Origin of the sequence: Shewanella sp. DAU305, assembly GCF_026802235.1 — a bacterium.
GTDB lineage: Bacteria > Pseudomonadota > Gammaproteobacteria > Enterobacterales > Shewanellaceae > Shewanella > Shewanella baltica.
Genome location: NZ_CP113808.1, coordinates 613,425 through 639,017, shown reverse-complemented (window position 1 = coordinate 639,017; position 25,593 = coordinate 613,425). Strand labels below are relative to the sequence as shown.

Genomic DNA, 25,593 nt, shown 5'->3' with positions numbered 1-25,593 from the left:
AAATAAAAACAATTAGTTTGATGACAATTTAAGACTTGTATCACAAACCTATAAACTAAATACGAATCGCCTTGAATCATCTTTACGCATTTTCTACTATCCCTAGGTCTTCTATTGGAAGAACGTCGTCTCCGGTGAGGCGTCCGGATTTCAAATCCGGGTAGGGCTGCCAGCAGTCCTGGGTAGGTTCGACTCCTATGTTCTTCCGCCAATTCGCATGGGAGAAAAAAAGCTCCGCGTCACGAATTTCCCGGCTATTACTGCGATATTTCCTACGGGTAAAACCACTTCTGTCAAAAAACTCAAGCAGCTGAATGCTGACCTTGCGACCAAGCCCTATTAAGTCTTTAAATTCAGCGGTTTCGAGCTTGCCATGTTCTGCAATATGAGTACGCACTAAGCTGGCGTAGTAACAGATTTGTTCGCTGAGCAAATACCTGTCTTTCACCACTGCAGTAATAAACCCCTGTTGCACCAGCTGGAAACACAGCAGTCTTAATTTGGCAGGTTCTAGCGCAAGATATTCGCCCATTTCGGTGACCCACACGGGGGCGGTTTGCTCGGCAAGCCAAGGCGCAAGTGCCTGCCAACAATGCTGCGCCTCAGCATCAAGCACGATTCTGTGCTCGGCCAATTGCAACAAGGCGCCACGCAATACCATGCGCCCCTCTTGGCACAGCGTATCGAGCACTTTATTGGCTAATTCGGTCGGTAAAGCGCTGTGACTCATACGTTGCAGGCGATTACGCCCAAGCCCAAGTTGGTCGGGATGTTGTTGATGGAACTCGCTCAGTAAAGTAATAAACTGTTGTTTTTCTTGCTCAAGTAAACGTGTGGCCACGGCAAACTCGCCAAGACGGACTAAACCCGCTTGGGCTAAGAGCATAGCGAGCCCTTCGTCGGTTAATTGCCAACGCCACGCAATTTCAGCAAGTTCTAGCGCCTGAGTTTGGCCGAGTAAAGCCACCACATGGGCAGGATTATCCAAGCGCGCTACTTGCTGTAATCTCTCGACTCGTTCAGGCGTGCGCTTCTTTCGATTAGGGACTTTAAGCGCCAACACTCGCCCTGCACCTAAAGTCTGTTTACCGCCAATGTGGCGCAGGACGATGGGATCGTCTTGGCATAAAAGTAGCGGCTTTTCGAGTACCAACTCCGCCAGATAAAAACCTTCAGCATCAGCTTCATTTAACAGCGAAACTCGCCCTAAAGTATGATCAGCGCCATGGTGACAGTGAACATTTTGCCAATGTACCAAGGGCTCAATACCTAATAAATCGAAGACTCGAATATGCACCACAGGGCGGCTACAGTGCTCAGCTTGAGGCAAGCTGCTTAGCCAATCGCCGCGTTCGGGCGACCTATGGTTATCAACTCCGGTTAAATTGAGTGCTACACGTGTCCCCGTGACGGCCCTTTGGGCTTCTTGTCCTTGACAATGGATGCCTCGTACTCTCAACTTGGCCTTTTGTCCTGAGCTAAAAAGACTATCACCCACGCACACATTGCCGCTGATCACTGTGCCCGTAACCACACAACCTGCACCCTTCACACTAAAGGCGCGATCGAGCGTCATCCTAAAACTGCTGGCATCCTCAGCCCGCTTAGACTCCTGCTCAGCTAAATCAAGAATATGCGCCTTAAGTGCGGCCACACCATTGGATGCTAAGTCGGCAGTTTCACTTGCCGACACCTGAAAAAAACCACTGGCCTCAATGCCATACTCGGCCAGCAAAGTGAGTCCATCGGCGACAAGCTGCTCAGCCATATCACTATCAACCAGATCCCGCTTAGTCAGCACTAAGGTCAAACTGTGAAGCGGTAAGAGCGCTAGGATTTGCAGATGTTCGCGGGTTTGCGGCATAACGCCATCATCACAGGCCAGCACGAGTAAGGCATGGCGAGCATGACTCACGCCCACCAGCATGTTGTTGATAAATTTTTCATGCCCAGGCACATCAATAAAAGCGAGGCGCGAACCATCCCTAAGCGGCATAAACGCATAGCCGAGATCGATCGTCATACCGCGGCGCTTCTCCTCCGGCAGACGATCGGTATTCATCCCAGTCAAGGCGCGAATAAGCGTACTCTTGCCGTGATCGACATGACCCGCAGTAACAATGATCACAACTGCACACCTAATATGCTCAGCTCGGCGAGTAGCTCGGCTTCGCTATCAAGACCGCGTAAATCCAATCTGAGTTGATCGTTACTCATGCGACCTATGATAGGGCGTGCCGCCTGCTTAAATTTTTGTTCTAACAAACTTAAACTGCCGCCATCGAGTGCGATAAAACACAGCGCCACTGAGGGTAAAAAAGTATCGGGCTGCGAGCCACTGCCGACCTGTGTTTGGCACTCAATTAACTCAATACGATAACAAGGTTCAAAGTGTGGAACCAAAGCTTGCTGTAAGCGATGACCAATCTGCCATAACGTCTCTTGGCTACGGGCAAATTTCGCCATAATGGGCAGCTCAGAGTCTAAGGTTTCAGGGTTAAGATAGTGGATCAATGTTGCCTCTAACGCCGCCAAAATCAGCTTATCGCAACGTAGGGCGCGCTTTAGTGGATGACTCTGTAACTGCTTAATCAGCGACTGTTTACCAACGATCAAACCAGACTGAGGGCCACCCAATAATTTATCGCCAGAAAAACTCACTAAATCGACCCCATCGGCCAGCATGGCTTGGGGCGTAGGTTCTTGTTTTAGCCCAAAGCGGCGCAGGTCCGTCAGTGAGCCACTACCAAGATCCGAAATGAGTGATATGCCACGCTCACGGCATAACTGACCCAGCCTTGCCTCCTCCACTGCGGCAGTAAAGCCACTGATATGATAATTACTGGTGTGGACCTTCATTATCGCAGCGGTATTTTCAGTAATCGCCTGCTCATAATCCTTAAGGTGAGTCCGATTGGTGCTGCCGACCTCGACTAAGGTGCAGCCTGCTTGGCGCATAATGTCAGGGATGCGAAACGCGCCGCCAATTTCTACCAACTCACCACGGGAGACTATGACTTCTTTCCCCGCAGCCACAGCTGACAGCATCAACAACACAGCAGCAGCATTGTTATTCACAACACAACAAGCCTCGGCACCCGTTAAGCGCTGGATTAAAGCACTGATCGCATTATCCCTGTGACCACGTTCACCTGCCGCAAGCTCAAACTCCAGCGGTGTGGGGTAGCGCATAACAGAAGTCACGGCTCGAATCGCCGCTTCTGACTGCTGCGCTCGGCCAAGGTTGGTATGCAGTATGGTGCCAGTAAGATTCCACACAGGTATTAAGCTGTGGCTGTAATCTTTAGACAGTTGATCAACCAAACATCCGTGCAATTGCGCAAGCTCGCCACACCATGTCGGCAAACGGCGCTCACTGCTAATTAAGCTTCGCGCCGCCTTTAACTGGCTATCCAGCGCCGTCTTTACTGCCACTTTGCCGTAAGACTGCTGCAATACCACAAAGCTAGGCTCCGCCAGTAAGCTGTCCATTGAGGGCAACGCGCGGTACAAGGCTTGTGGCGTTTCGGGTGCTTGGGTCATCATCTGTGTCATCTTGTTTAAGTTATTGTCATCTGTTGGATAAAAAGCAGGAAGGGATCAGCAACCCGACTCCCTCCTGCATTGACTTAAGCTATTTGGCTTACGTGGTTTCGTGGGCCATTAGCAGTGGGTTCAATGTTGTCGCCCCAAAGCCTTTAGCATTTAGCTCACTGTCTAACATCAAGGTTGCGAGATCGTCAGCCGCCACATCCATAGAAGGTGAATTTTCGACGAACATCATCTTGGTGTAGCCATGACATTCATCGCAGCTTTCGATCCGCACTTGAGCCTGAGTATCATCTAGCGACCAAATCGTCATCTCTTTGTCCTGACCGCAACTGGTGCAATGAGCGCGAATGTAATGCCACTCGCTTTCGCACAAACTGCAATGCAGGTAGCGCAAACCAGCACGGGGCTGATCGACAATCACGCTCGCCACGGGATGACAGCCACATACGGGGCACATACTCTGTTGTGCCACCTTACGTTGATCCATCCGCTTGATGACCATAGGTGCCCAATGCGACCAATAAACGCCCATCGCCGCCCAGATGAATAAGCTAAAATGGGCCGGCACTTCACTGACATGTCCTTGGCGCAGTGAACGCCCCCACGAACTCAACTGCTCGGGAGATTGCTGCATCAGCAAACGCACTACCCGAGCAATGGATTCATCCACTTGCGGCAACAAATCACTTAACAGTTGCTGTAGCAGTCCTTGCCAATAGCTATCTGCCTCTGAGCCCAACAGAGAAAGCGGAGTCGCCTCATCTTTCCCCCAAGCGAGAAGCTGACCGAAGTCAGCCCCCTCCGCCAATTTGGCCTGTATAGAGACCAGACGGCGGCACAGCTCAAAGTAGTCAGCCAGCGGCGAGTCCTTGGCCAATGACAGCAAACGATGCGCCCTTCTGTGATACACAGCTTGGGGATCTGCCGCTTTTAACGGTTTTAGTTCCAGCGGCGATTCGCTGCCGGGGACCAGAGGTATCTCGGCTGTATGACTCATTATTTTTTCTCCACGTCCGAATGTTCATCCAACATCACAGGGTGATGTTTGCGGCACCAAGCCTTAGAGACTTTGCCGTAAAGCATGCCCGTGACCGACCCTTCCACCCATGTCGCCATCCAGAAATGCACCATCACAAAAATCAACATGATGAGCGCACAAATGGCGTGCAACAGAATGGCCCAACCCACCACAGTGGCGGAGAAATAGGGCGCAAAATAAGGCTGCCACATGATGATCCCCGTCACGGTTAAAGTGACAGACGTCAGCACGAAGGCGCGAAACAATACCTTTTGCCCTGGATTGTAATGACCGATAGGCGGGATTTTCTCCTCGTTCTCGAACATCACATCCTTAATGGCGAGCATCCAAGCGAGGTCGTGCTTTTCCCATTTGTTGTGTTTGTAGTAACGCACCAACATCAACATCAGCGGTAAGCACATCATCAAGCCCGCAATAGGGTGAATAAACTTCGCCAATTGCGGTGTGCCCGCTATCGCCCCCAACCATTGAAACGACGGATAGAAGAAGGAGAAGCCAGTGAGAAAGGTCACTAGGCCAACTGCTACAATGAACCAATGACAGATGCGATCGAACAGCTTGTGACGCACTATCATTTCTTGCTTATCATGCTTGCTCATTTGTCGCCCTCCTCTTCCTGCCTAGCCTCTTCCTCTGGCGGTTGATAACCCGGTTGGTCTTCTTCGACTATGTTGCGACCGACGGTGATCTTATGCAGACAAGCGACGGCGGCAGTGGCAAGAATGCCCATAGTGCCTAAAGGTTTGACCCAGTCCTGCCACAGAGTGAGTGACAGCGGGATCTGCGGGTTATCAGGCATGTTGTAGCTTTCGGGCTGATTGATATCGTGCAATATCATCATCATACCCGTACCACCTACGCCCTCAGGGTTATAAAGTCCTGCCTTAGCAAAGCCCCTTTCCTTCAGTTCTTCGACCCGTTTTTGCGAGTAAAACAACATGTCCTCACGGGTGCCAAAACGCAGCGCCCCTGTGGTACAGGACTTAACACAGGAAGGTTCCAATCCCACGGCCAAACGGTCAGAGCACATAGTGCACTTGTAGGCCTTGTTGTCCTTAGGATCGATTTTGGGCACATCGAAGGGACAAGCACTGGCGCAATAACCGCAGCCGATACACTTGTCCGAATCGAAGTCCACCACACCATTGGCGTGCTGGATAATCGCACCCGAGGTCGAACAGGCAGTTAAGCAGGCAGGGTCGGCACAGTGCATACAGGCCGAGTGGGTAAATTGCCAACGCAGCTTGTTGCTTTCCATCACCTCATGGAATTCCATCAGGGTCCAACATTGGCCCGATAGCGACATAGGGTTTTGGTAACTACCTTGGAACGTGCCCACTTCTTCCCGTAAATCATTCCACTCAGAACACGCCACTTGGCAGGCTTTACAACCATTACACTTAGTGGCGTCGAACAGCTTGGCGACCTTTTCTGACGAATTACGCCCCTTTGCCGCAGGCGTCACCGCTGAAGTACCGGAGCGGCGGATAATGTCTTGTGATGCCATAATCAGAGCCCCTTCGCTTTAGTGATGTTAACCAAAAATGCCTTGAACTCAGGCACCTGTGTATTTGCATCCCCCACTTCCGTGGTGAGCACGTTACAGGAGTAACTCTTACGAGTGAGCGCATTATGGCTGCCGTGACGGGGTAAGCCGACGGTATGAACTAACTGACCATTCACCTTTAACGGCTGCAGACGTTTAGTCACTAAAGCTTTGGTTTCAATGCTGCCACGTTTAGAGCTGACAGTGACCCAATCCCCATTGGTGATACCTTTTTCTGCCGCCAACATTTCATCAATTTCGACGAAGGTTTCCGGCATAGAAATCGCTGCCAAACGGGCATGAGTAGACCAGAAGTTAAAGTGTTCAGTTACACAATAAGTAGTTGCCACATAAGGGAAGTCCTTATGGGAACCTAAGGTTTCCTTCACGCCCGGTAACATACGTACCGCTGGGTTACTGGTGACCTTGTGTAACGGGTTCACCCCAATAGGCGACTCCATCGGCTCGTAGTGCTCAGGGAACGGACCTTCGGCCAATAATTTAAGGGCGAAGAAACGACCCACACCTTCGGGCTGCATGATGAAGGGGCCAGCGGATTCCTGTGGTGTTAACTTCATGTTGAAGTCGCCCACATCGATACCGTGCCACTTACCGTCAACCCACTCGACGATAGTACGTTTTGGATCCCAAGGTTTACCGTTGATATCGCAAGAAGCGCGGTTATACAGCACACGACGGTTTGCTGGCCATGCGAATGCCCAGCCCGGAGTGACACCTTTACCCGAAGGATCATGGTTGTCGCGGCGAGCCATCAGGTTGCCTTCTTCGGTCCAAGAACCCGCATAAATCCAACAGGCGCTAGCAGTACTACCATCGGCTTTGAGTTCAGAGAAGCTACTGAGCTGACGCTGAGTGACGAGATCCTTACCGTTAAGCTCGCGAGCAACTTCTTCGGCATGCGGCGAGTAAGGATTGTGGTAATCCCAACTTATCGCTTGCACTGGCTCAGGCAATTTACCGCCCTCTTGTTTGTACAGTTCACGCATCGCCATTAAGACGCCGGAGAGGATCTCAGCATCTGGCTTGGCTTCACCCGGCGGGTTAGCACCCTTCCAATGCCACTGCATCCAACGTCCAGAGTTGACGATGGAACCTTCTTCCTCAGCAAAACACGTCGTCGGTAAGCGGAACACTTCCGTCATGATTTCAGCGGGATTCACTTCGTTGAAGCCATCGGCGTTTTGCCAGAAGGTTGCGGTTTCAGTTGCCAAGGCATCCAGCACCACCATGTACTTAAGATTACTCAAGGCTTTGAGTACCTTATTGCGGTTCGGCATAGAATTAATGGCGTTAACACCTTGGATAATGTAGCCATTCACTTCACCGTGGAAAGCCATATCTAAGTGTTTAGTAAAGTCGTACTGTTTATCCCACTTAGGCACCCAGTCATAACCAAAGTCGTTTTCAACCGTGGCGTTATCGCCCCAGAAGCTCTTCATTTGTGAAATAAAGAATTTAGGATAATTTTGCCAATAGTTGGTTTGACCCGGACGCAAGGCGACAGGCGTGTAACGATCGAGATAGGTCTTAAGATCAGTGTCTTTTTCACTCGGTAACTTCAAGTAACCAGGCAAGCTTTGGCACAATAAACCCATATCGGTCGCGCCTTGCACGTTAGAGTGACCACGCAGTGCGTTAACGCCACCGCCCAACACCCCAATGTTACCCAGCAGCAACTGCACCATAGCCATAGAGCGAATGTTCTGCGCCCCTTTAGTATGGTGAGTCCAACCTAAGGCATACATAAAAGTCGCGGCTCTATCGTGGGTATGAGTGCTACCAATTTGTTGGCAAACCATCTCATAGTCCGCAATCGGCGTACCGGTAATATTGCTTACTGTTTCAAAGTCATAGCGATCTACATGTTGCTTCATTAAGTTCCACACGCAGCGTGGATGCTCGAAGCTAGGATCGACTTTCGCGTAACCCTGTTCGTCTAACTCGTAGTACCAAGACTCTTTATTGTAGCTATCGGTTTCTTCATCGAAACCACTGAACAGACCTTCACTAAAAGAGAAGTCTTCGCGCACTATGTAACTGGCATTGGTATAAGCCTTCACATAGTCGTAGTTCACTTGTTTGGTTTCAATAAGATAGCGGATCACCCCGAGCAGGAAGGCGATATCTGTGCCCGAACGGATCGGCGCATAATAATCGGCCACAGCGGCGCTACGGGTGAAGCGAGGATCGACCACCAAAAGTTTAGCCTTGTTATGTTGCATCGCTTCTGTAACCCAGCCGAATCCGACAGGGTGAGCCTCTGCAGCATTACCGCCCATGATAATGATCAAATTAGAATTTTTAATATCGATCCAGTGGTTGGTCATGGCACCACGTCCAAATGTCGGAGCAAGACTTGCTACCGTTGGAGAGTGTCAGTTACGCGCAATAGTATCGATTGCAACTAGGCCCAGTGCCCGTGCAAATTTCTGGGTGATATAGCCGCCTTCGTTCGGCATCGCCGACGAGGTCATCATCCCAGTGCTAAGCCAACGGTTAACCGTCGTCCCGGCAGAATTCTTTTCAATCAAGTTAGCATCACGATCATCTTTCATCAGGCGGGCGATGCGTTGGTAAGCTTCGCTCCAGCTGATACGTGTCCATTCATTGCTGCCTGGCGCACGGTACTCTGGGTATTTAAGACGATTGGGACTATTGACATAATCCACTAGACCAGCGCCCTTAGGACACAAGGCCCCGCGGTTAACTGGATGGTCTGCATCCCCTTCGATATGGAAAATAGTTTGTTCGGCGTTTTTGCCGTTACTTCCTTTGCTGTACATCAGCAATCCGCAACCCACTGAGCAATAGCAGCAGTTATTGCGGGTTTCTTTCGCGCTAATGAGTTTGAATTCCCGAACGGCCGCATAGGCCTTTTCGGACATCAATCCCAACGCAGAAATTGCTGAGGTGGCAGCTCCGGCAGCACACAGTCTAAAAAACTGGCGTCTGTTCATTGCGTCCTCTCACACTCTTGTCGTTATGAGTCTAGTGGTTGCGGTGGTAAAGATTGCAACCGATCGAGTGGGCCCACTTAAAGACCACACTTAATTTAAGATTATCCTTAAAGAGGAAATAGATAACAAATAATGACATGAGATCGAGATCGCAAATAACCAATCACAAAATTTAACTCCAAATAAATAAATAATATTGAAATTAAAAACTATAAATAATGTAAAAAAAACTTAATTAAAGAGTTAAAACCCAACAATACCAAAAGGACAATTTGTCTAGCAATGCAGGTCCATATTGTCCCACAACCTAACCATATGGTTATTAAAAATAGTTTTAGATATTAAAATGTGTATAACGATGGCGGATAAAAACACAAAAGTGACGGTTTATTGAGGGGTAAGCAGCCACTGAATTTGACAATGTAAAGATCAGCGCAAAAAGTGCAGAGTCTGCGGTGTTAAACACACCAAAATGGCAAAGACAAAGATCGAGGAAAAGCAGGAAAAAACCAAATAAAAAGGCACAAGCAATCTGCCTGCACCTTAAATTTTGCCTTTTAACGCTTATTTTTAGTACATTGAGGTGCAAAATCTGGGCGCGATAACAAAAGCGCCCAGTGCAGCCTATTCCCGCGGAGTAAACACCTGTTCAGCCATTAAACTAAAACAAACGCCTAAAAGCTGGCTAGCGTTCCTGCTGGCAGATAAGTGTTAAAGCTCGCTGTATACAACAAATCTGTCGCGGCTTCGATATCTGGCGCAAAGTATCTGTCTTTATCGTAATAAGCGACAACTTCACGTAATTCGGCTTTAGCCTTAGCCACTGCAGCACTTGGGGCTAAAGGCGCGCGGAAATCTAAACCCTGCGCCGCCGCTAACAATTCAATTGCCAGTACACCACGGGTATTTTCGCTCATATCGCGCAAGCGACGGGCCGCAAAGGTCGCCATAGAAACATGGTCTTCTTGGTTTGCCGATGTTGGCAAGCTGTCAACTGATGCCGGATGAGCGTAGGTCTTGTTCTCAGACGCCAATGCCGCCGCCGTCACTTGGGCGATCATAAAGCCCGAATTCACCCCGCCGTTTTTCACAAGGAAAGGGGGCAGTTTCGACAGGCTAGAATCGATCAATAACGCAATACGACGCTCGGCAATGGAGCCCAGTTCAGCAATCGTAATCGCCAGATTATCCGCCGCCATCGCCACAGGCTCAGCGTGGAAGTTACCGCCCGAAATGATATCGCCCGTGTCTTGGAACACCAGTGGGTTATCGGTTACGCCATTCGCCTCTGTGCCTAACACATCGGCCGCGTGACGAATTTGGGTCAAGCAAGCACCCAGCACCTGTGGCTGACAGCGCAGTGAGTAAGGATCTTGCACCTTTTCACAGTTAGCATGACTTAAGCTTATCTCAGACTCTTCACCCAGTAGATGACGGAAGAGCATGGCCGAATCGATTTGACCTTTCTGACCACGCGCAGCATGGATGCGAGGATCAAACGGGCTACGGCTGCCCATAGCGGCTTCGACGCTCATGGCACCGATCACTGAACTTGCTGCGAACAAGTCTTCGGCGTGGAACAACCCTTCCAGCGCCAGCGCAGTCGAGGCTTGCGTACCATTAAGCAAAGCGAGCCCTTCTTTAGCCGCTAAATCGATTGGCTTAAGGCCAGCGATTTCTAAACCTTCGGCGGCAGAAATTAACTCGCCTCGATAGCTCATCTCGCCTTCGCCCAGCATAGGCAAACACATGTGCGCCAGTGGCGCTAAGTCACCCGAGGCGCCGACTGAACCTTTTTCTGGCACGCAGGGATAAACTTCGGCGTTCACTAAGCTGATTAAGAAGTTAATCACTTCTAAACGAATGCCTGAAAAACCACGGCTTAACGAGTTGATTTTTAACACCATCATCAAGCGCACTGTGGCATCTTGCATGTATTGCCCCGTGCCAGCGGCATGTGACAACACGATAGAACGTTGCAGCAATTGCAGATCTTCGGGCGCTATCTTGGTATTGGCCAACAAGCCAAAGCCCGTGTTGATGCCATAAACGGTACGGCCTTCATCCAACACTTTCTGCACGATTTGCGCACTGGTGTTGATATCAGTAATGGCCTCAGGTGCGAGTTCCAGTGTCAACTTATGACGGCTGATTTCGCGCAATTGCGCTAGGCTCAAGCTGCCCGGCGTTAACACTAAGTGATTCACAGATTTCATATTTTTAGCTCCAAGCTTTTAGTTATTATTGTTATTGAGTCGTTAGCATCGGCTAGTCTTGCATAGGTAAATCGAGGCCCTGCTCCTTGGCGCAGTTTTTCGCAATCTCGTAGCCCGCATCGGCATGGCGCATCACGCCTGTCGCGGGGTCATTCCACAGTACACGGCCAACCCGTTTTGCCGCCGCGTCGGTTCCGTCGCACACAATCACCACACCCGAATGTTGGCTAAAGCCCATGCCGACGCCGCCGCCGTGGTGCAAAGATACCCAAGTTGCACCGCTGGCGGTGTTGAGTAGCGCGTTCAGCAATGGCCAATCGGATACTGCATCTGAGCCGTCCAGCATAGATTCGGTTTCGCGGTTCGGGCTGGCAACAGAGCCAGAATCTAAGTGGTCGCGACCAATTACCACGGGCGCCGACAACTCGCCATTTTTGACCATTTCGTTGAAAGCTAACGCCAAGCGAGCGCGATCTTTTAAGCCAACCCAGCAAATACGCGCAGGCAGACCTTGGAAGGCAATACGCTCGCGTGCCATGTCTAACCAATTGTGCAGGTGTGGATTATCTGGGATCAGTTCTTTGACTTTGGCGTCAGTTTTATAGATATCTTCGGGATCGCCAGATAACGCCACCCAGCGGAATGGACCAATGCCTTCACAGAACAGCGGGCGAATATAAGCAGGCACAAAACCTGGGAAATCAAAGGCGTTTGCAACGCCCATTTCAAACGCCATTTGGCGAATGTTGTTACCGTAATCGAGCGTTGCTGCGCCGGCAGCTTGCAGATCGAGCATGGCTTGTACTTGCACCGCCATGGAGGCTTTCGCCGCTTTCACTACGCCCGCTTCGTCGGTTTTACGCATGGCCGCAGCCTCAGCCATAGTCCAGCCCTGCGGCAGATAACCGTTTAATGGATCGTGTGCCGACGTCTGGTCGGTCACCACATCTGGGGTAACGCCGCGTTTAACTAATTCAGCAAACACATCGGCGGCGTTCGCTAATAAGCCCACGGATACTGGCTTGCCAGCTTGGTTCGCCGCTTCAATCATGGCTAATGCTTCATCGAGCGAAGTGGCTTTTTTATCGACATAGCGAGTACGCAAACGGAAATCGATGCGGGTCTCGTCGACTTCACAGGCTAACACTGAGAAGCCAGCCATAGTGCCCGCCAGCGTTTGTGCGCCGCCCATGCCGCCTAGTCCGCCGGTGAGGATCCATTTGCCTTTGGATGCCCCCTCAAAGTGCTGTTTTGCGACCGACACAAAGGTCTCGTAAGTACCTTGGACTATGCCTTGAGTGCCGATGTAAATCCAAGAACCCGCCGTCATCTGGCCGTACATGGCCAAACCTAGCTTATCTAACTCGTTGAAATGTTCCCAGTTCGCCCAATGTGGCACTAGGTTTGAGTTAGCGATTAACACGCGAGGTGCATCGGCATGGGTGCGGAATACGCCCACAGGTTTGCCCGATTGCACTAATAAGGTTTCGTCATCTTCGAGGCGTTGTAAGACTTCGATGATTTTGTCATAGCAATCCCAGTCGCGAGCGGCGCGGCCGATACCACCATAGACGACTAAGTCTTCTGGGCGCTCGGCGACATCGGGATGTAAGTTGTTCATTAACATGCGCATTGGCGCTTCTGTGAGCCAACTCTTACAGCTTAATTGCGTGCCATGCGGTGCAATAATACGGCGGCTTGGGTCGTGTCGCTTGTCCATTGAATTTTCCTCTTTCAACCTGTGGTGCTAACTCGTATTTGCTGAGTCGCTAATACGGGTTAACACTATTGTTTTTATGGTGTTTTTATCTTTTAACTTATGTTTTTATGGTGTTTTTATCTTTTAACTTATAAGGGTACAGCTATTGGAGTGACTGATTTACATCGGTAAATAACGCCACTGGCGCTACTTACTAAAAGTTAAGTGGCCGCCGAGTTTAAAGCGGCTGCCGGGGTGAACTAACTTGGCAAAACTCACGACGCCTTGACGCGACCAAGTACGGCGTAAAATCTGTAAACAGGGCTCTGTGGCGGGGATTTCAAGCCTTTGCTGTAATTCGGCGCTGGCGATAATCGCCTCAATCGTGTGATGCGCCTCGGTCAACGGTGCCACTTGGGATAAATATTCGTGGGGCGTCTGCAAGGTAAAATCCTGCAATAAATAGTCGGGCACCAACTCGGGGTTCACGTAACGCTCCTCGACTTGCAGCGGTAACCCCTGCTCGCAATGCACTAAGATCGAATGGAATACCTTTGCACCGCGCTCAAGCCCAAGGGAAATTGCGATAGTTGTACTGGCAACGGTTTGTTCTAACACCCATTGCTGTACGCTATAGCCGTGGCCGCGGTCTTTAATTTCATCGGCAATATTGCGAATCGCCAACATAGACGACTGGGATTTACGCCCAGCCACAAAGGTACCAAGCCCTTGGGCTCGTTCGAGTACGCCGCTATCCGTAAGCTCGGTTAACGCACGTCGCGCCGTCATTCGGCTGCAGGTAAACAAGTCGGCAAGCTGATTCTCGGAAGGCACGCGGGCGTTTTCTTCCCACTCGCCAGATTCGATAGAGGAGATAATGTATTGCTTAATTTCTGCAAACTTAGGAATAGCCAAAACACTTCCTCTTAAATTCAGCTTCTTGTTCCTGTGCCCTTGCGAAAGTCATGCTTGCTAAAGAGGCACTGACGCAGGCGACAAAGACACGGGTCTGTCATGCCACTTTCAAACGGTGAAAATTGCGGCTACAATCCTAGCTTGTATATACAAGTAAATACAAGCTAGCTCACATAAATTTAATAAACCGTTAATCACTTGGTTAACATCTGCCAGCACAGCGAGGGGAATACATGTCTTGGGATCAGGTTTGGATTGACGTTAACTTAGCCACAATGGACCCTTCCATATCAGCACCTTATGGCGCGATCACCAATGCGGCCATCGCAGTTAAAGATGGCAAAATTGCTTGGCTTGGCCCCCGCAGTGAACTACCTGCCTTCGATGTTTTGTCCATTCCAGTTTACAGAGGCAAAGGCGGCTGGATCACCCCAGGATTAATTGACGCCCACACTCACTTAATCTTTGCCGGTAATCGCGCCAATGAATTTGAGTTACGCCTACAAGGCGCGAGTTACGAAGAAATTGCCCGCTCAGGTGGCGGCATTATTTCGACCGTTAAAGCCTGCCGCGAAGCAGATGAAGCAGAATTATTTGAACTCGGCCGCCAGCGCTTAAACGCGCTCGCCAAAGAAGGGGTGACTACGGTTGAGATCAAATCAGGTTACGGCTTAGATACTGAAACTGAATTGAAAATCCTGCGTGTCGCCCGCGAGCTAGGCAAGCATCACCACGTAGATGTGAAGACCACATTCCTTGGCGCCCATGCGATTCCGCCTGAGTATAAAGACAACAGCGACGGCTATGTCGACCTAATTATCAATAAGATGCTGCCCGCAGTGATCGCTGAGAACCTTGCCGATGCAGTGGATGTGTTCTGCGAGAATATTGCCTTCAACCTTGAGCAAACTGAACGGGTACTTAGCGCAGCCAAAGCGGCGGGCTTAGAAATTAAACTCCACGCCGAGCAGCTAACCAATATGGGTGGCAGCGCACTGGCCGCACGTCTTGGCGCTAAGTCTGTGGATCATATTGAATACTTAGATGAAGCAGGCGTTAAAGCCTTGAGTGAAAGTGGCACCTGCGCCGTACTGCTGCCAGGCGCGTTTTACTTTTTGCGGGAAACCCAAAAACCACCTATCGATTTATTGCGTCAATACGGCGTACCTATGGTGCTCGCCAGCGACTTTAACCCAGGCTCATCGCCCATCTGCTCGACCCTGCTGATGTTGAACATGGGTTGCACCCTATTCCGCTTAACGCCCGAAGAAGCGCTCGCGGGTTTAACATTGAATGCCGCCAAGGCACTTGGGATTGAAGAGAATGTTGGCAGCTTAGTGGTCGGCAAACAAGCCGATTTTTGTCTGTGGGATATCGCCACACCAGCGCAACTCGCCTATTCCTACGGCGTCAATCCCTGCAAAGATGTAGTGAAGAATGGCAAGTTAGTACACCAATAGAATGCGCGTACTCGCCACAAATGTGGCATAAGTAGCAAATAAAATAAGGTCGCAAAATCAAACTTGGCGACCTTATCTTTTTTAATAGCTCGGTTTGTTTAACAACAGGATTTAAGCTTTAGCACTGGCACCATTTTCTAACTGTTCATCTTCTTGTTTTACCAGCTTATGCTCGCCTTCGTTACAGCCAATTTTCCAATAGCTCGAAGTATAAAAATGGCTCTTGGGCAGTGAATGCGCTTGCTTAAAGTATCTCCTTAGCGCGCGCATACTGTTGAATTCACAAGCAATCCACACGGCGGGCTCGCCAGTAAGCCAAGGTAATTGGGCTATTCGCTCAACCAAAGGGCGACCTTCGGGATCAGCCTCAGGATTGATCACCCAATGCAGCTCAACATTTTCGGGATGCACCAGAGGCTGAATGTCGGCTTCGCTCAACACTTCAATCACAGCGTAACCCACTGCATTGTATGGTAATTGTGCCAGGTTCACGCTGATAGCGGGCAAGGCGGTCATATCACCTGCGAGTAAAAACCAATCCGCCTCAAAGTTGATCAGTTTTTTTAGCCCGGGTCCGCCAATTTGAATGATATCGCCTACCTGCGCCGTTTTCGCCCAGCTCGATGCGGGGCCGTCGGTATCGTGCAGTACAAAATCCACATCAATTTCATCAGCACGTTGCTGGCGAATCGTGTAGGTTCGCATCAATGGACGTTCACCCGTTTGTGGAAATAACAACTTAATATAGGCACTCTCTTGATCGATAGGAAAACCAGCGAATCCCGCACCGCCTAAGGTCATGCGTAACATATGCGGGGTGATATAAGTGGAGCGGATCACTTCCAACTCACGTAGTGCAGGTTTATTCATTATGATTTTCTCCTATGGCGTGTTCTTCCATTAAGCGTGCCTCAACGGCTCCTTTGCCAATCGGGTCTTTTGGCTTACTAGATGGTCTTTTTTGAGCATGGCAATCCGCACCACTTTTAGCGGCAGCCGCCTCATCCACACTTTTGCTGATCCGATTGGCAAGTTTAATAAAGGTGTCAACTTCGGCTGAACTGAGCGCCTGCGTCATGCGCGCCACGGTTTTACGTTCTGAGGCACTGATCTGGGTCATGATCTTTTCCCCTTCAGCCGTGGGTCGCAGTAACTGGCTGCGGCCATCCTTTGGGTTATCGATTTTAGTGATCAACCCACCCTGCTGTAGCTCATTTAGAACACGGGTAATTTGCGCTTTATCCCGCTGCATTCGCAGAGCAATAGACTGAGCTGTCGATTCAGAATTGCGACACACGCCCTTCAAGGCACGGATATGAGTGACAGGTAAATCAATCTCTTGTGCAGCAATATCGCTACGCAATTGCTTTTTGTAGGCATGCACTAATCTGTGCAAAGTTTCACTGAGTGACAATGAAGGCATAGAAGGCTCTCGATATAGTTGACTGTATCAACAATATCGAGATTGGTTGATTGTGTCAACTAAGTAACCATATCCTGAGTGGGCGGCAATGTGTAAATAATCAGAAAATGATTAAGCACTGGCTTTCCAGTGACACGCCATAAACTCATCCTTGAGGGCTCGGCCGTGACATCCCTGTCACGAACGGTCACTTACAAACCAGTGCTTAATCTCATCAACTCCCGTGCATATTGATGACCTAATTTAGCCATTAGCCTGATGCAATTTGCGTTACAGGAAACTGCGCCACCATCACAAACTCGTTATGTTGATAATGTGCCGTCATCAAGTGAGCTTGAATCAGTCTGGTACAGAGTGATTCACTGGCACGATTGCTAACTAAACGATCATGAGAAATTTATGATTAACGTTTGGTTTAGGAGAATGGACTTTAGCCCGTCCCGTTGAGCGACGCGAACAACTTGAACAAGTTGTTAAGCACCACATTAGTGTGATTTACTGGCTGCGCGCTGTGGCAGTACAATAACCAGAATTACTATGGCGACCAAAAGTACACCTGTAGCCGTATAGCGGCTGAATTCTAGACCACCCTGAGCGATAGGTTTATCCAAAAAGTCACCAACCACGGCTCCAAGTGGACGGGTAAGAATAAACGCTGACCAGAATAAAATTGTTCGAGATACTTTTGTGAAGAAGTAAGCTGCGACGATTAATGCTAACCCGCCGCTGAAAATGTAAGCTGCGCCGACATAACCCAAATCAGCTGAACCTGCGGTCCAGTCACCTAGCGCTGTACCGAGCGTCTGAGAAAACATTATGGTAAGCCAGTAGAACGCTTCTGCTTTAGGTGTGTGAATTGACGAAACACTAATACTGCCTAGTGTTCTATACCAAATAAACAACGTACTTGCTAAAAACACTGCGAGGAGTGTTGAGCCGCCCAGATAGCCAATACCTAAGGAACGGTCTGCAAAATCAGCGAGCGTCGTACCTACAGTAGTTGATGCGACGATTGCGACCCAATAAACAAACGGATTGAATTTCTTCGTACGGATTTGGAACACAACCGCAAGAATGAAAAAAGCCATAAAAATGACTGTTCCAATCGAGTAACCTAGATCCATTGACATGGAAACGGCATCGCCGCCTGTTTCACCTAAGGTAGTTGCGAGAATTTTAATTACCCAAAAGCCAAGCGTAATCTGTGGGACTTTAACTAGAGCTTCTTTCATTTCTGTATTCATCTGAAGTCCATTGTGGTGGCTAACAGCGCATTGCTCTGAGCCAGTAATATTGGTCACTTTGTATCATGACTAAAATTTGGTCAACGGGGAAGATCTATCCTAGATGGGTTTAGCTCAATTTGGGGCAAAAACGCGTTAGTTAACAACGAATGCCAAATGGCTGAGTTCTGCGCGTGAACCAAACTAGGCAAGTCTGATTCACGGATTTTAACGAGGCTAGATGTATACGCAGGTCTTAACTAGATTAAGCACTCGCATGGATGCCACGTTCGAGCATACACGGATGTACTTGCTGCGAGTCACAGTAATGCGAGTGTTTAATCTCCGAGTCCGAGTTCAAGCCCCTACGATTTTGATTTTAATAAGCCACAAACTAACATTCTAAATCCCCTATCGACTCCCGACTTTTTCCTTGTAATATAACGCTTTCACTCATGTTGAAACCCAAGGACGATAATGTATACACCTAAGAATATGGCGATGACAGATCAGCAGGCCATCACAGCTTTTATCACGCAAAACAGCTTTGGTTTGCTGGTTTCGAGCTCACTTAATGCGACCCATATTCCCTTTGTACTCGATGCAACTGTCGGAGAGAAAGGCGTGTTGTACGGCCATGTTTCGCGAGCGAACTCACATTGGCAAGAGCTTGAAAGCCAGCGGGTATTAGTGGTTTTCAGCGGCGCACACGCTTACATTTCCCCAACTTGGTATGATGCTAAACCTGCGGTGCCTACATGGAATTATGCGGCGGTGCATTGTTATGGTGTCGCAAGCCTGCTGAGTGATACCGAAACTCAAGACATGTTGGACAAGCTAGTCACAAAGTACGAACCCAAGCTATTGCAAGATAAACAAATTATGCCAGATGAGTATCAGCAAAAGCTGCGCCAAGCTATAGTCGGCTTTAAAATTGTGATTGATGAGATTCAAGCAAAAGAAAAGCTCGGCCAGCATAGATCCATTAGCGATCAACAGGGTGTGTTCAGCGGCTTAAGTGCCAGCTCCAATGCCGATGCAGCGCAATTAGCCCACTATATGAATCAACGAGATATTGGCAAAGGTAATGACTGAGCCCATGCAGCTAAGCCAATACTTTGATTAGCCGCTCACAGTCGCGCAGCACTGTTAATCATTGTCGAATTTAATCCGGTACCCGTAGGTCTTCTGTAAAATCATTGAGAAGAAGACTTTAACGGCCTGCCCATATCTAAAACATTGTACCAATGACTAACCGCCAACCTGAAACACTGCTAAATTACAGTCCTAACTCGCACGAATAAGGAAGCTGCATGCTCAATCCTGAACACAGTTACTGGCATGACACGCTTAAAGCCATTCGTCGTTGCGGTAGAAAACTCATTGAATTTGAACTGCTATTTACCTTAGTGTCGGCGGGTATTATCGTCCCGTCTTTTGGCTGGCTACTGCGCCATCTGATTGCCAAAACGGGCAATGTCACCATAACCAATTACGACTTAATCGCCTTCGCCATGTCTCCCTATGGCTTGCTATTTATGATCATTACCCTATTCAGCAGCTTTACCGTGTTTTTCACCCAGCGCGCTGGGGTCACGATTCTGGCCGCATCTGGGCTATACGATATTCCCATAGGCCCAGTGCGGGCACTGATTTTCGCCACGGCGCGTTTACCCGTATTCATTCGCCTTGGTAGCATATATGCGGCTTGCTTACTGCTGCTCAGCGTACCTTTTATGGGATTAGGGTATCTTATTTTTAGCGTGTTTCTACAGGGACACGACATCAATTACTACCTGTATTTCAAGCCAGCAGAATGGTATTTAGCCTTATCGAGCATGGCCTTCTTAGCGTTACTCTATCTGCTTATTAGCTTATATCTGTGGGCCAAAGCGGCCTTTTCCCTGACGATAATTGTCAGTGAAACAACCGATGCATTAACGGCACTCAAACGCAGTTGGCAGTTAAGTGCGGGTAATGAACGCGCGATTATGTGGCACGCGGCGGGTTGGTGGTTAAGGATAGGGGCTTTACTGTACCCCTTAATGCTGTTGATCTCGTGGGGGGCCGATAGCTTACTCGACCGGGTTTCACTGACACTTTCGGCAGAATTAGCCATGTTGGCCCTCGTCTCTGCACTGATTTTTATGCTGAGTGCAACTTGGTCCTTGCTCGGCATGTTTGGCGAAGCCTTTATCATCTTGCTGTTATACCGCCAACTGGGAGAGAAACCTGCAGGGTTAGAACGTCTTGGACGAGAGACAGTAAAAAAGACTTCAGAGCTGTCGATTTACACTCTAAGTGGCGTCTTGGTCACGACTTTTTTAATCATGCTGGGATTTGGAGTGTATGCCCTAAACAGTGAGCCACAAAGGGATGAAATCCTCATTTCTGCCCACCGAGCTGGTGCAGCTAGGGCACCAGAAAATACCCTTGCGGCTTTGCGTTTAGCAATTGCAGAAAAGGCAGATTATGCTGAAATAGATGTGCAAACCGCCGCTGACGGCACCTTAATGGTGCTGCACGATGCGGATTTAATGCGTATCGCGGGCGATCCACGGCGAGTTGCCAATCTCAGCGCCAGTGAAATACAACTACTCGATGCGGGTCGCTGGCACAGTGCCGCCTTTACCGGTGAATCCGTGCCGACGCTACTACAAATGCTCAATGAGGCGCGCAATAAGATAGGTTTGAATATTGAGCTTAAATATAATCAAGCCGATCCCACCTTAGCGCAGGCTGTTGTTGCCCTACTGCAACAACAGAAAATGACGCAACAAGTAGTAATTACCTCGCTCGAAGCAAGAGCCATTGAAGAAGTGCAGCGACTAGACCCTTCAATCCAAACAGGGCTGATTGTCACCCAATCTATCGGCGACCCGATTAAGTCGAATGCACAATTCTTAGCGATAAATCAGTCGATTACTAATGAGAAGTTTATCGCCAGAGCCCATAAGGGCGGCAAGCAAGTTCATGTGTGGACAGTGAACAATCCACGGCAAATGCTACGCATGTTAGCACTGGGAGCCGATGTACTGATCACCGACTATCCACAGGAAGCGGTGGAAATACGAGAACAATGGCTATCACTGTCACCCGTTGAGCAGACGGCACTGCGCCTACGTTATGTACTGTAAATGCCGCAACGATTAGCTGGGCATAGCCTCAAGGCGCTTAGCTCTTCGCTGCAGTAACCAGAAGATGACTAATACCCCAAAGGAAGCGGCGAAGGTGGTCAGCGTTAGCGCAAAACCTTTGAATGACAATAGGTTTAAGCTAAAACCATCTAACGCCAGCACAGCCAGACCCAATGGCATTTGGATGAACACAGCGGTGAGCCAATCGAAGGGAAGTTTCGGGATTCATTGTTATGGTGTCTCAAGCCTGTAGAAAGCTTCGACAGGCTATATTGAAGATTGTGATTGATAAGATTCAAACGAAGGAAAAGCTCGGCTAGCATAGACCCAACCCATTAGCGATCAACAGCGTGTTCAATGACTTGAGTACCAGCTTCCATGCCTATGCAGCTTAACTCACCGCTCACAGTAGGCGCTGAATATACCTACCGCAGCAGAGTTGTACTGACGCTAAATAGCCGAAGAACACTAGGGCCAATAGATACCATGCACTTATTCGTTAATAACCTAACGCACTAGAGCCCAGTATGCTTATCAAGCTTTAAAGTATCGATTATTGAGAAGGTATAACCTAACTCGGTAAACATCTGCTCGATATTACGCTTAAAATTGATGGGGCGATCTAAGTCCAGTTGATTGATAAAGAAGTGGTGTTTTGTCGGTATCTTAATCAGCAACTGTTTTTGATAGAAACAGGCTTCAACTTCGGCATTTAACTCGCGGCTCAAAGCCAACAGATTTTCCATCATCAAGGGATTGAGTAAGTAGCGCGCCTCGACTTGGTCGCTACTATAAACCTCAAAGCGCCGCTCGAACCGTACGTCCTCAAGCTTGACGCGCAACAGCTTAGCCTTAAAACCCTCTAGGCGATTTTTTAAACTGCCCTTATCAGTGACTAACAGCGTAGTACTATTGAATCTCTTAGGAATATTGCAAACCAGCAGCACACCATTGAAGATGGTCTCCCGCTGAACCGAGCCATTATCGTTCGATTTAGTGTTGTAAGCATCGACCTCGTAAAACTGGAACGGCACCTTTTTATAGGTTCCCTTAAGGCAATTTTGCGCGTACTGCTTATCCGTTTTAGGGAGTAGCCCCAACTCAATAAAGGTCGAAAAATCGACCTTAGGCGCCCTCGTTAGCGCAAAGTCATCGCCAAAATACTTAAGGCTAATGGGATAGAGTTTTTCAAAGGCGGCATTATAGAGTTCATCGCTTTCCTTACCCGAGGCAATGACCGCTAGCGCTATCACGGGAGCGGGCAGGAACGCGACAATCATCAAAGGCACAAAATAATCCATAGGCACCAGCATAAACTGGACCCCGAGCAGCCCGGCGAATGCACCCAAAATCACCGTGATGCATATGTAGTAGATTGGGGTGGTGAACTTGGCATTTTCACGCCGCCTTTGGTTTACGCCTTCACGCTTTGCTTCAAACGGACCGCATTTAGGGGCGATTTTTTGTTTGTAATACTTCTGAAAGGCAATACGGTGATCTTCGGGAATATCAAATTCAATCGAACTCATTGGCTCCTACTCTTACGATTCAAATCCATTTAGGCCAATGATTTTACATAATTTAGTGACCGAAAAACAGTTAAGCATCCTGCGGTATATGCTGAACTAATCGTTAACCGTGGCTAAAGACAAACGACGTGCTCGACGCTGCAGTAACCAGAAGATGACTAATACCCCAAAGGAAGCGGCAAAGGTGGTCAGCGTCAGCGCAAAACCTTTGAATGACAATAGGTTTAAGCTAAAACCATCTAACGCTAACACAGCCAAGCCCAATGGCATTTGGATAAACACAGCAGTGAACCAATCGAAGGGAAGTTTAGGAAAAATCCTGTGATAAGCGTAAAGCACTAAACCTGCTAGTAATATCAGCAAACTCGCATCGTGAGCCCCTAACAACAGGTACTCCACACTGTTTGGGGTAATCTTCGGCACTGCACTTAACATATCCAGCATATAACCAGCGCTCGCGACTAATGAGAAACTGATAAAACTCAATAAAGCTAATAAGATACCAAAGCCAAGAGCGGGTAAATATTTCATTTAAGGTCTCTCTATTTGCAGCTGAAAATAGGCAGTCTCATCTCCCGAAAAACCACTGCATGCAAGCCACAGAATAGAAAAGGGACTTTAGCTACAATAGCAGGCTAAATTTCCCTTAGCTATTAAGACCATAGTCTTATGGTAGCCACAAACTTATACACATGAGTACAGTTAACGACAGGCAAAAACGTGAGCGTTTACACTTAATGCTTCGCCTGATACTCAGCTAACTGTTTACTGTATTTGTCTTGGAAGAATGGATGGTCAGTTAATTCAAGCGCTTGCTTTTCATACTTAATCGCTTCAACTAGCTGACCCTGGCTCGCATAGGCGCTTGCCAATGCATGGCTGGCCTCGAATGCTGTTGGAATCGCTTTTAAGGTTTGCAAATAAATATCGATAGCTTTGGCGGGATCAGTCGTCTCGACAGAACTTGCCAACGCGATAAGCGAATCGGTAGCGGGCACGTCAAAACCATATTTGTCGTTCGACAGGGTTTTATAATGCGCCAAAATAGCGGCTACACCTTGACGTGATATTACCGAGTCAGGCTTAAGCACTTGGTGTACATCGTTAAAAATAGCTTCAATACCATAAGCCGTCGCCAAAATAGGTTGCGTCATATAGTAAGTGCCATCGAAGCGCTTGATGCGATAATCGAGTAAATTCGTAGCGTTCGCTTTGATAATGGCTTCAAGCTTGGCAAAGTCAGCTAATTGATTTTGTTCGAAATCACTGTCGCTAGTGCTCATAAAAAGGAATCTTGGCTTCCCTTTCATACCTGCGAGCTTCTTTGCAGCATCTGCCATTACAAAAGCGTAGTTATCATCCAGTACGGGACTTGCGGCGATGTAAGCATTAAATAGGCTTGGGCGATTCAAAAGCGTGTAGAGGCTAAAAGTGGCATAGCCAGTGAAGCCATTGAGGATCCGAAAACCATTTGTGCGATACTGTTTATCGATGGCGGGCAGTAGATCTTGCTCCATAAAATCTAAAAACTGCTGATTTTCTTGCTGCTTAGTGGCTAAGCTTTTTAACTCACCCAAGCCTGCATGACCATCTGGCGCCGTCACGATAATGGTTTCCAGCCAAGGCCAGCCACCGTTATGACTCATCCAATCTTCCATTCCAGCGAGATAGCCATGACTACGAGGATGTAAATCCACCAGTACCACGTAACGTTTATCAGTATTGGACTGGTAACTGGCCGGCAATGTCACCTTAAAGTCAGCAGGCTCAGTTAACAGGCTCGAACTGACCTTTAACATCAGTGGTTGAGCGGGAAAAGTATCATCGGCATTTGCTGACACATTGAAGAATGCAAAACTGTAAATCACCAGCAGAATTAATAGCGTACGCATAAATTTCATTCCTTGAAAATCAACTATATAAGTATTAGCCGAAGTTAACACCCGTATTATTGAAAGTAAATTCGATCTCACGGCCTAATCCTTCTGCCAAGCATATCGCAAACCCTAAGTATTCCCATTTAGGCTGTGATAGCTGTGGTAAGACTCGCGAAATAGACTAGCCAATTTCGCCAATAACGCTTAGGATCGGAGTTGCATTTTTAAGCCAACATATTGTGGAGTATCAAAACATTATGGGTATCAGAGCCATAGTCGTAGACACAGCAGGCACCACGACAGACCTAAACTTTATCCAAGATGTACTATTCCCCTATTCTGTCAAAGCCTTACCAGACTTTTTAGAACAGAACCAACACAATGTATTGGTTGAAAACTGTATTTGTGACACCCGAGATATCGCCCTAGAGCCAGATGCGGACTTAGCACGCGTGACTGAAATTTTGCAGCAGTGGGTCAGCGAAGATCGTAAAGCAACACCACTCAAAACTCTGCAAGGCTTGATCTGGAAGCAAGGCTACGCCCATGGCGAATTTAAGGGCCATATCTTCCCTGACTTTATTGAAGCAGTGAAACGCTTTAGCGAACAAAATCTGCGTATTTATAGCTTTTCATCGGGTTCGGTCGATGCGCAAAAACTGTTGTTCAGCCACAGTGACGGCGGTGATTTAACCGAGATGTTTAACGGTCATTTTGATACCCGTACCGGCAACAAATTAGATAAACAGGCTTACTGCAATATCCTCAACACTATCAGCTTAAGCCCTAAGCAAGTGCTGTTTGTGTCTGATGTGATTGAAGAATTAAAGGCTGCCGACGCTGCAGGCATGATGACCTGCCAAATGGTACGCGATAGCAAACAACGCACGGGTGAGTTCCGCACCATCAGCAGCTTCGATGAGCTACTGATTGAATAACGTGATTGTTGAATAACACGATAGTCGACTCACTCAGCCAAGCTGATTTAGCCAAAATGAA

Annotated in this window: 18 protein-coding genes, 1 tRNA gene and 2 pseudogenes; 5 read left to right on the top strand and 16 right to left on the bottom strand. The window is 48.5% G+C overall.

The features are described from left to right. Nucleotides 1-116 precede the first annotated feature (116 nt). Nucleotides 117-211 (top strand) — tRNA-Sec (locus OX890_RS02720). A gap of 69 nt (nucleotides 212-280) precedes the next feature. On the opposite strand, the pseudogene selB reads toward OX890_RS02720, so the two are convergent. The 9 genes and pseudogenes from selB to hutC all read right to left on the bottom strand — a co-directional run. After that, a pseudogene (gene selB, locus OX890_RS21180) lies at nucleotides 281-2,128 on the bottom strand (selenocysteine-specific translation elongation factor); the annotation flags it as partial. Continuing rightward, nucleotides 2,125-3,546 (bottom strand): L-seryl-tRNA(Sec) selenium transferase, encoded by a 1,422-nt coding sequence (gene selA, locus OX890_RS02710; protein WP_006084876.1) that lies wholly within the window; start codon nucleotides 3,544-3,546, stop codon nucleotides 2,125-2,127. The pseudogene selB and the gene selA, both read right to left, overlap by 4 nt. 97 nt (nucleotides 3,547-3,643) lie before the next feature. Beyond that, the gene (gene fdhE / locus OX890_RS02705) at nucleotides 3,644-4,549 is read right to left on the bottom strand and encodes a formate dehydrogenase accessory protein FdhE (RefSeq protein ID WP_126490899.1); all 906 of its coding nucleotides are present in this window, start codon (nucleotides 4,547-4,549) and stop codon (nucleotides 3,644-3,646) included. Continuing rightward, nucleotides 4,549-5,190: a formate dehydrogenase subunit gamma gene (locus OX890_RS02700; protein ID WP_006084873.1), complete on the bottom strand. Its 642-nt coding sequence runs from the start codon at nucleotides 5,188-5,190 to the stop codon at nucleotides 4,549-4,551. The genes fdhE and OX890_RS02700 overlap by 1 nt, the downstream gene beginning before the upstream one ends. Then, nucleotides 5,187-6,098, bottom strand: coding sequence for a formate dehydrogenase subunit beta (gene fdxH, locus OX890_RS02695; RefSeq protein WP_310473085.1), 912 nt, complete (start codon nucleotides 6,096-6,098; stop codon nucleotides 5,187-5,189). Before fdxH ends, OX890_RS02700 begins: the two co-directional genes overlap by 4 nt. A 2-nt stretch (nucleotides 6,099-6,100) precedes the next feature. Then, nucleotides 6,101-9,115, bottom strand: coding sequence for a formate dehydrogenase-N subunit alpha (fdnG, locus tag OX890_RS02690; protein ID WP_145963098.1), 3,015 nt, complete (start codon nucleotides 9,113-9,115; stop codon nucleotides 6,101-6,103). 674 nt (nucleotides 9,116-9,789) lie between these two features. Further along, nucleotides 9,790-11,331, bottom strand: a complete 1,542-nt coding sequence (hutH, locus tag OX890_RS02685; RefSeq protein WP_268650061.1) for a histidine ammonia-lyase — start codon at nucleotides 11,329-11,331, stop codon at nucleotides 9,790-9,792. Nucleotides 11,332-11,383: 52 nt separating this feature from the next. Then, entirely contained in the window at nucleotides 11,384-13,051 is a 1,668-nt protein-coding gene (gene hutU, locus OX890_RS02680; protein WP_126490895.1) for a urocanate hydratase, read from the bottom strand. Nucleotides 13,052-13,237: 186 nt separating this feature from the next. Beyond that, a complete protein-coding gene (gene hutC, locus OX890_RS02675; RefSeq protein ID WP_011848212.1) occupies nucleotides 13,238-13,945 on the bottom strand; it encodes a histidine utilization repressor in 708 nt (235 codons plus the stop codon). Between the two features lie 233 nt (nucleotides 13,946-14,178). Here hutC and hutI point away from each other — a divergent pair, with 233 nt between their 5' ends. Next, nucleotides 14,179-15,405, top strand: coding sequence for an imidazolonepropionase (gene hutI, locus OX890_RS02670; RefSeq protein WP_063881898.1), 1,227 nt, complete (start codon nucleotides 14,179-14,181; stop codon nucleotides 15,403-15,405). 111 nt (nucleotides 15,406-15,516) lie between these two features. Here the strand turns inward: hutI and OX890_RS02665 are convergent, their stop codons facing one another. The 3 genes from OX890_RS02665 to OX890_RS02655 form a co-directional block, all read right to left on the bottom strand. Beyond that, nucleotides 15,517-16,275, bottom strand: coding sequence for a siderophore-interacting protein (locus OX890_RS02665; RefSeq protein WP_126490894.1), 759 nt, complete (start codon nucleotides 16,273-16,275; stop codon nucleotides 15,517-15,519). Next, nucleotides 16,268-16,828, bottom strand: coding sequence for a MarR family winged helix-turn-helix transcriptional regulator (locus tag OX890_RS02660; RefSeq protein ID WP_126490893.1), 561 nt, complete (start codon nucleotides 16,826-16,828; stop codon nucleotides 16,268-16,270). Before OX890_RS02660 ends, OX890_RS02665 begins: the two co-directional genes overlap by 8 nt. A 485-nt stretch (nucleotides 16,829-17,313) precedes the next feature. Further along, a complete protein-coding gene (locus tag OX890_RS02655; protein ID WP_126490892.1) occupies nucleotides 17,314-18,072 on the bottom strand; it encodes a COG4705 family protein in 759 nt (252 codons plus the stop codon). Between the two features lie 456 nt (nucleotides 18,073-18,528). Between OX890_RS02655 and OX890_RS02650 the strand changes: the two genes are divergently transcribed. Both OX890_RS02650 and OX890_RS02645 read left to right on the top strand, forming a co-directional pair. Beyond that, nucleotides 18,529-19,146: an FMN-binding negative transcriptional regulator gene (locus OX890_RS02650; protein WP_126490891.1), complete on the top strand. Its 618-nt coding sequence runs from the start codon at nucleotides 18,529-18,531 to the stop codon at nucleotides 19,144-19,146. Between the two features lie 218 nt (nucleotides 19,147-19,364). Next, complete coding sequence (locus tag OX890_RS02645; RefSeq protein ID WP_268650060.1) at nucleotides 19,365-21,188, top strand: glycerophosphodiester phosphodiesterase; 1,824 nt, start codon at nucleotides 19,365-19,367, stop codon at nucleotides 21,186-21,188. A 12-nt stretch (nucleotides 21,189-21,200) separates the two neighbouring features. Here OX890_RS02645 and OX890_RS02640 read toward each other — a convergent pair. The 4 genes and pseudogenes from OX890_RS02640 to OX890_RS02625 form a co-directional block, all read right to left on the bottom strand. Beyond that, nucleotides 21,201-21,410 (bottom strand): annotated as a pseudogene (locus tag OX890_RS02640) (hypothetical protein); the annotation flags it as partial. A 293-nt stretch (nucleotides 21,411-21,703) separates the two neighbouring features. After that, entirely contained in the window at nucleotides 21,704-22,717 is a 1,014-nt protein-coding gene (locus tag OX890_RS02635) for a DUF3137 domain-containing protein (protein WP_126490890.1), read from the bottom strand. 96 nt (nucleotides 22,718-22,813) lie between these two features. Continuing rightward, a complete protein-coding gene (locus tag OX890_RS02630) occupies nucleotides 22,814-23,248 on the bottom strand; it encodes a hypothetical protein (RefSeq protein WP_006084852.1) in 435 nt (144 codons plus the stop codon). Between the two features lie 203 nt (nucleotides 23,249-23,451). Next, nucleotides 23,452-24,609, bottom strand: a complete 1,158-nt coding sequence (locus tag OX890_RS02625; RefSeq protein ID WP_268650059.1) for an alpha/beta hydrolase-fold protein — start codon at nucleotides 24,607-24,609, stop codon at nucleotides 23,452-23,454. 242 nt (nucleotides 24,610-24,851) lie between these two features. Here OX890_RS02625 and mtnC point away from each other — a divergent pair, with 242 nt between their 5' ends. After that, nucleotides 24,852-25,532: an acireductone synthase gene (gene mtnC, locus OX890_RS02620; RefSeq protein WP_006084850.1), complete on the top strand. Its 681-nt coding sequence runs from the start codon at nucleotides 24,852-24,854 to the stop codon at nucleotides 25,530-25,532. Nucleotides 25,533-25,593: the final 61 nt, after the last annotated feature.

Bases quoted from the DNA above. Each gene is read 5' to 3' on its own strand.
- selA (WP_006084876.1), bottom strand. From the start codon at position 3,546: ATGATGACCCAAGCACCCGAAACGCCACAAGCCTTGTACCGCGCGTTG.
- fdhE (WP_126490899.1), bottom strand. From the start codon at position 4,549: ATGAGTCATACAGCCGAGATACCTCTGGTCCCCGGCAGCGAATCGCCG.
- OX890_RS02700 (WP_006084873.1), bottom strand. From the start codon at position 5,190: ATGAGCAAGCATGATAAGCAAGAAATGATAGTGCGTCACAAGCTGTTC.
- fdxH (WP_310473085.1), bottom strand. From the start codon at position 6,098: ATGGCATCACAAGACATTATCCGCCGCTCCGGTACTTCAGCGGTGACG.
- hutH (WP_268650061.1), bottom strand. From the start codon at position 11,331: ATGAAATCTGTGAATCACTTAGTGTTAACGCCGGGCAGCTTGAGCCTA.
- hutU (WP_126490895.1), bottom strand. From the start codon at position 13,051: ATGGACAAGCGACACGACCCAAGCCGCCGTATTATTGCACCGCATGGC.
- hutI (WP_063881898.1), top strand. From the start codon at position 14,179: ATGTCTTGGGATCAGGTTTGGATTGACGTTAACTTAGCCACAATGGAC.
- OX890_RS02665 (WP_126490894.1), bottom strand. From the start codon at position 16,275: ATGAATAAACCTGCACTACGTGAGTTGGAAGTGATCCGCTCCACTTAT.
- OX890_RS02660 (WP_126490893.1), bottom strand. From the start codon at position 16,828: ATGCCTTCATTGTCACTCAGTGAAACTTTGCACAGATTAGTGCATGCC.
- OX890_RS02655 (WP_126490892.1), bottom strand. From the start codon at position 18,072: ATGAATACAGAAATGAAAGAAGCTCTAGTTAAAGTCCCACAGATTACG.
- OX890_RS02650 (WP_126490891.1), top strand. From the start codon at position 18,529: ATGTATACACCTAAGAATATGGCGATGACAGATCAGCAGGCCATCACA.
- OX890_RS02645 (WP_268650060.1), top strand. From the start codon at position 19,365: ATGCTCAATCCTGAACACAGTTACTGGCATGACACGCTTAAAGCCATT.
- OX890_RS02635 (WP_126490890.1), bottom strand. From the start codon at position 22,717: ATGAGTTCGATTGAATTTGATATTCCCGAAGATCACCGTATTGCCTTT.
- OX890_RS02630 (WP_006084852.1), bottom strand. From the start codon at position 23,248: ATGAAATATTTACCCGCTCTTGGCTTTGGTATCTTATTAGCTTTATTG.
- OX890_RS02625 (WP_268650059.1), bottom strand. From the start codon at position 24,609: ATGCGTACGCTATTAATTCTGCTGGTGATTTACAGTTTTGCATTCTTC.
- mtnC (WP_006084850.1), top strand. From the start codon at position 24,852: ATGGGTATCAGAGCCATAGTCGTAGACACAGCAGGCACCACGACAGAC.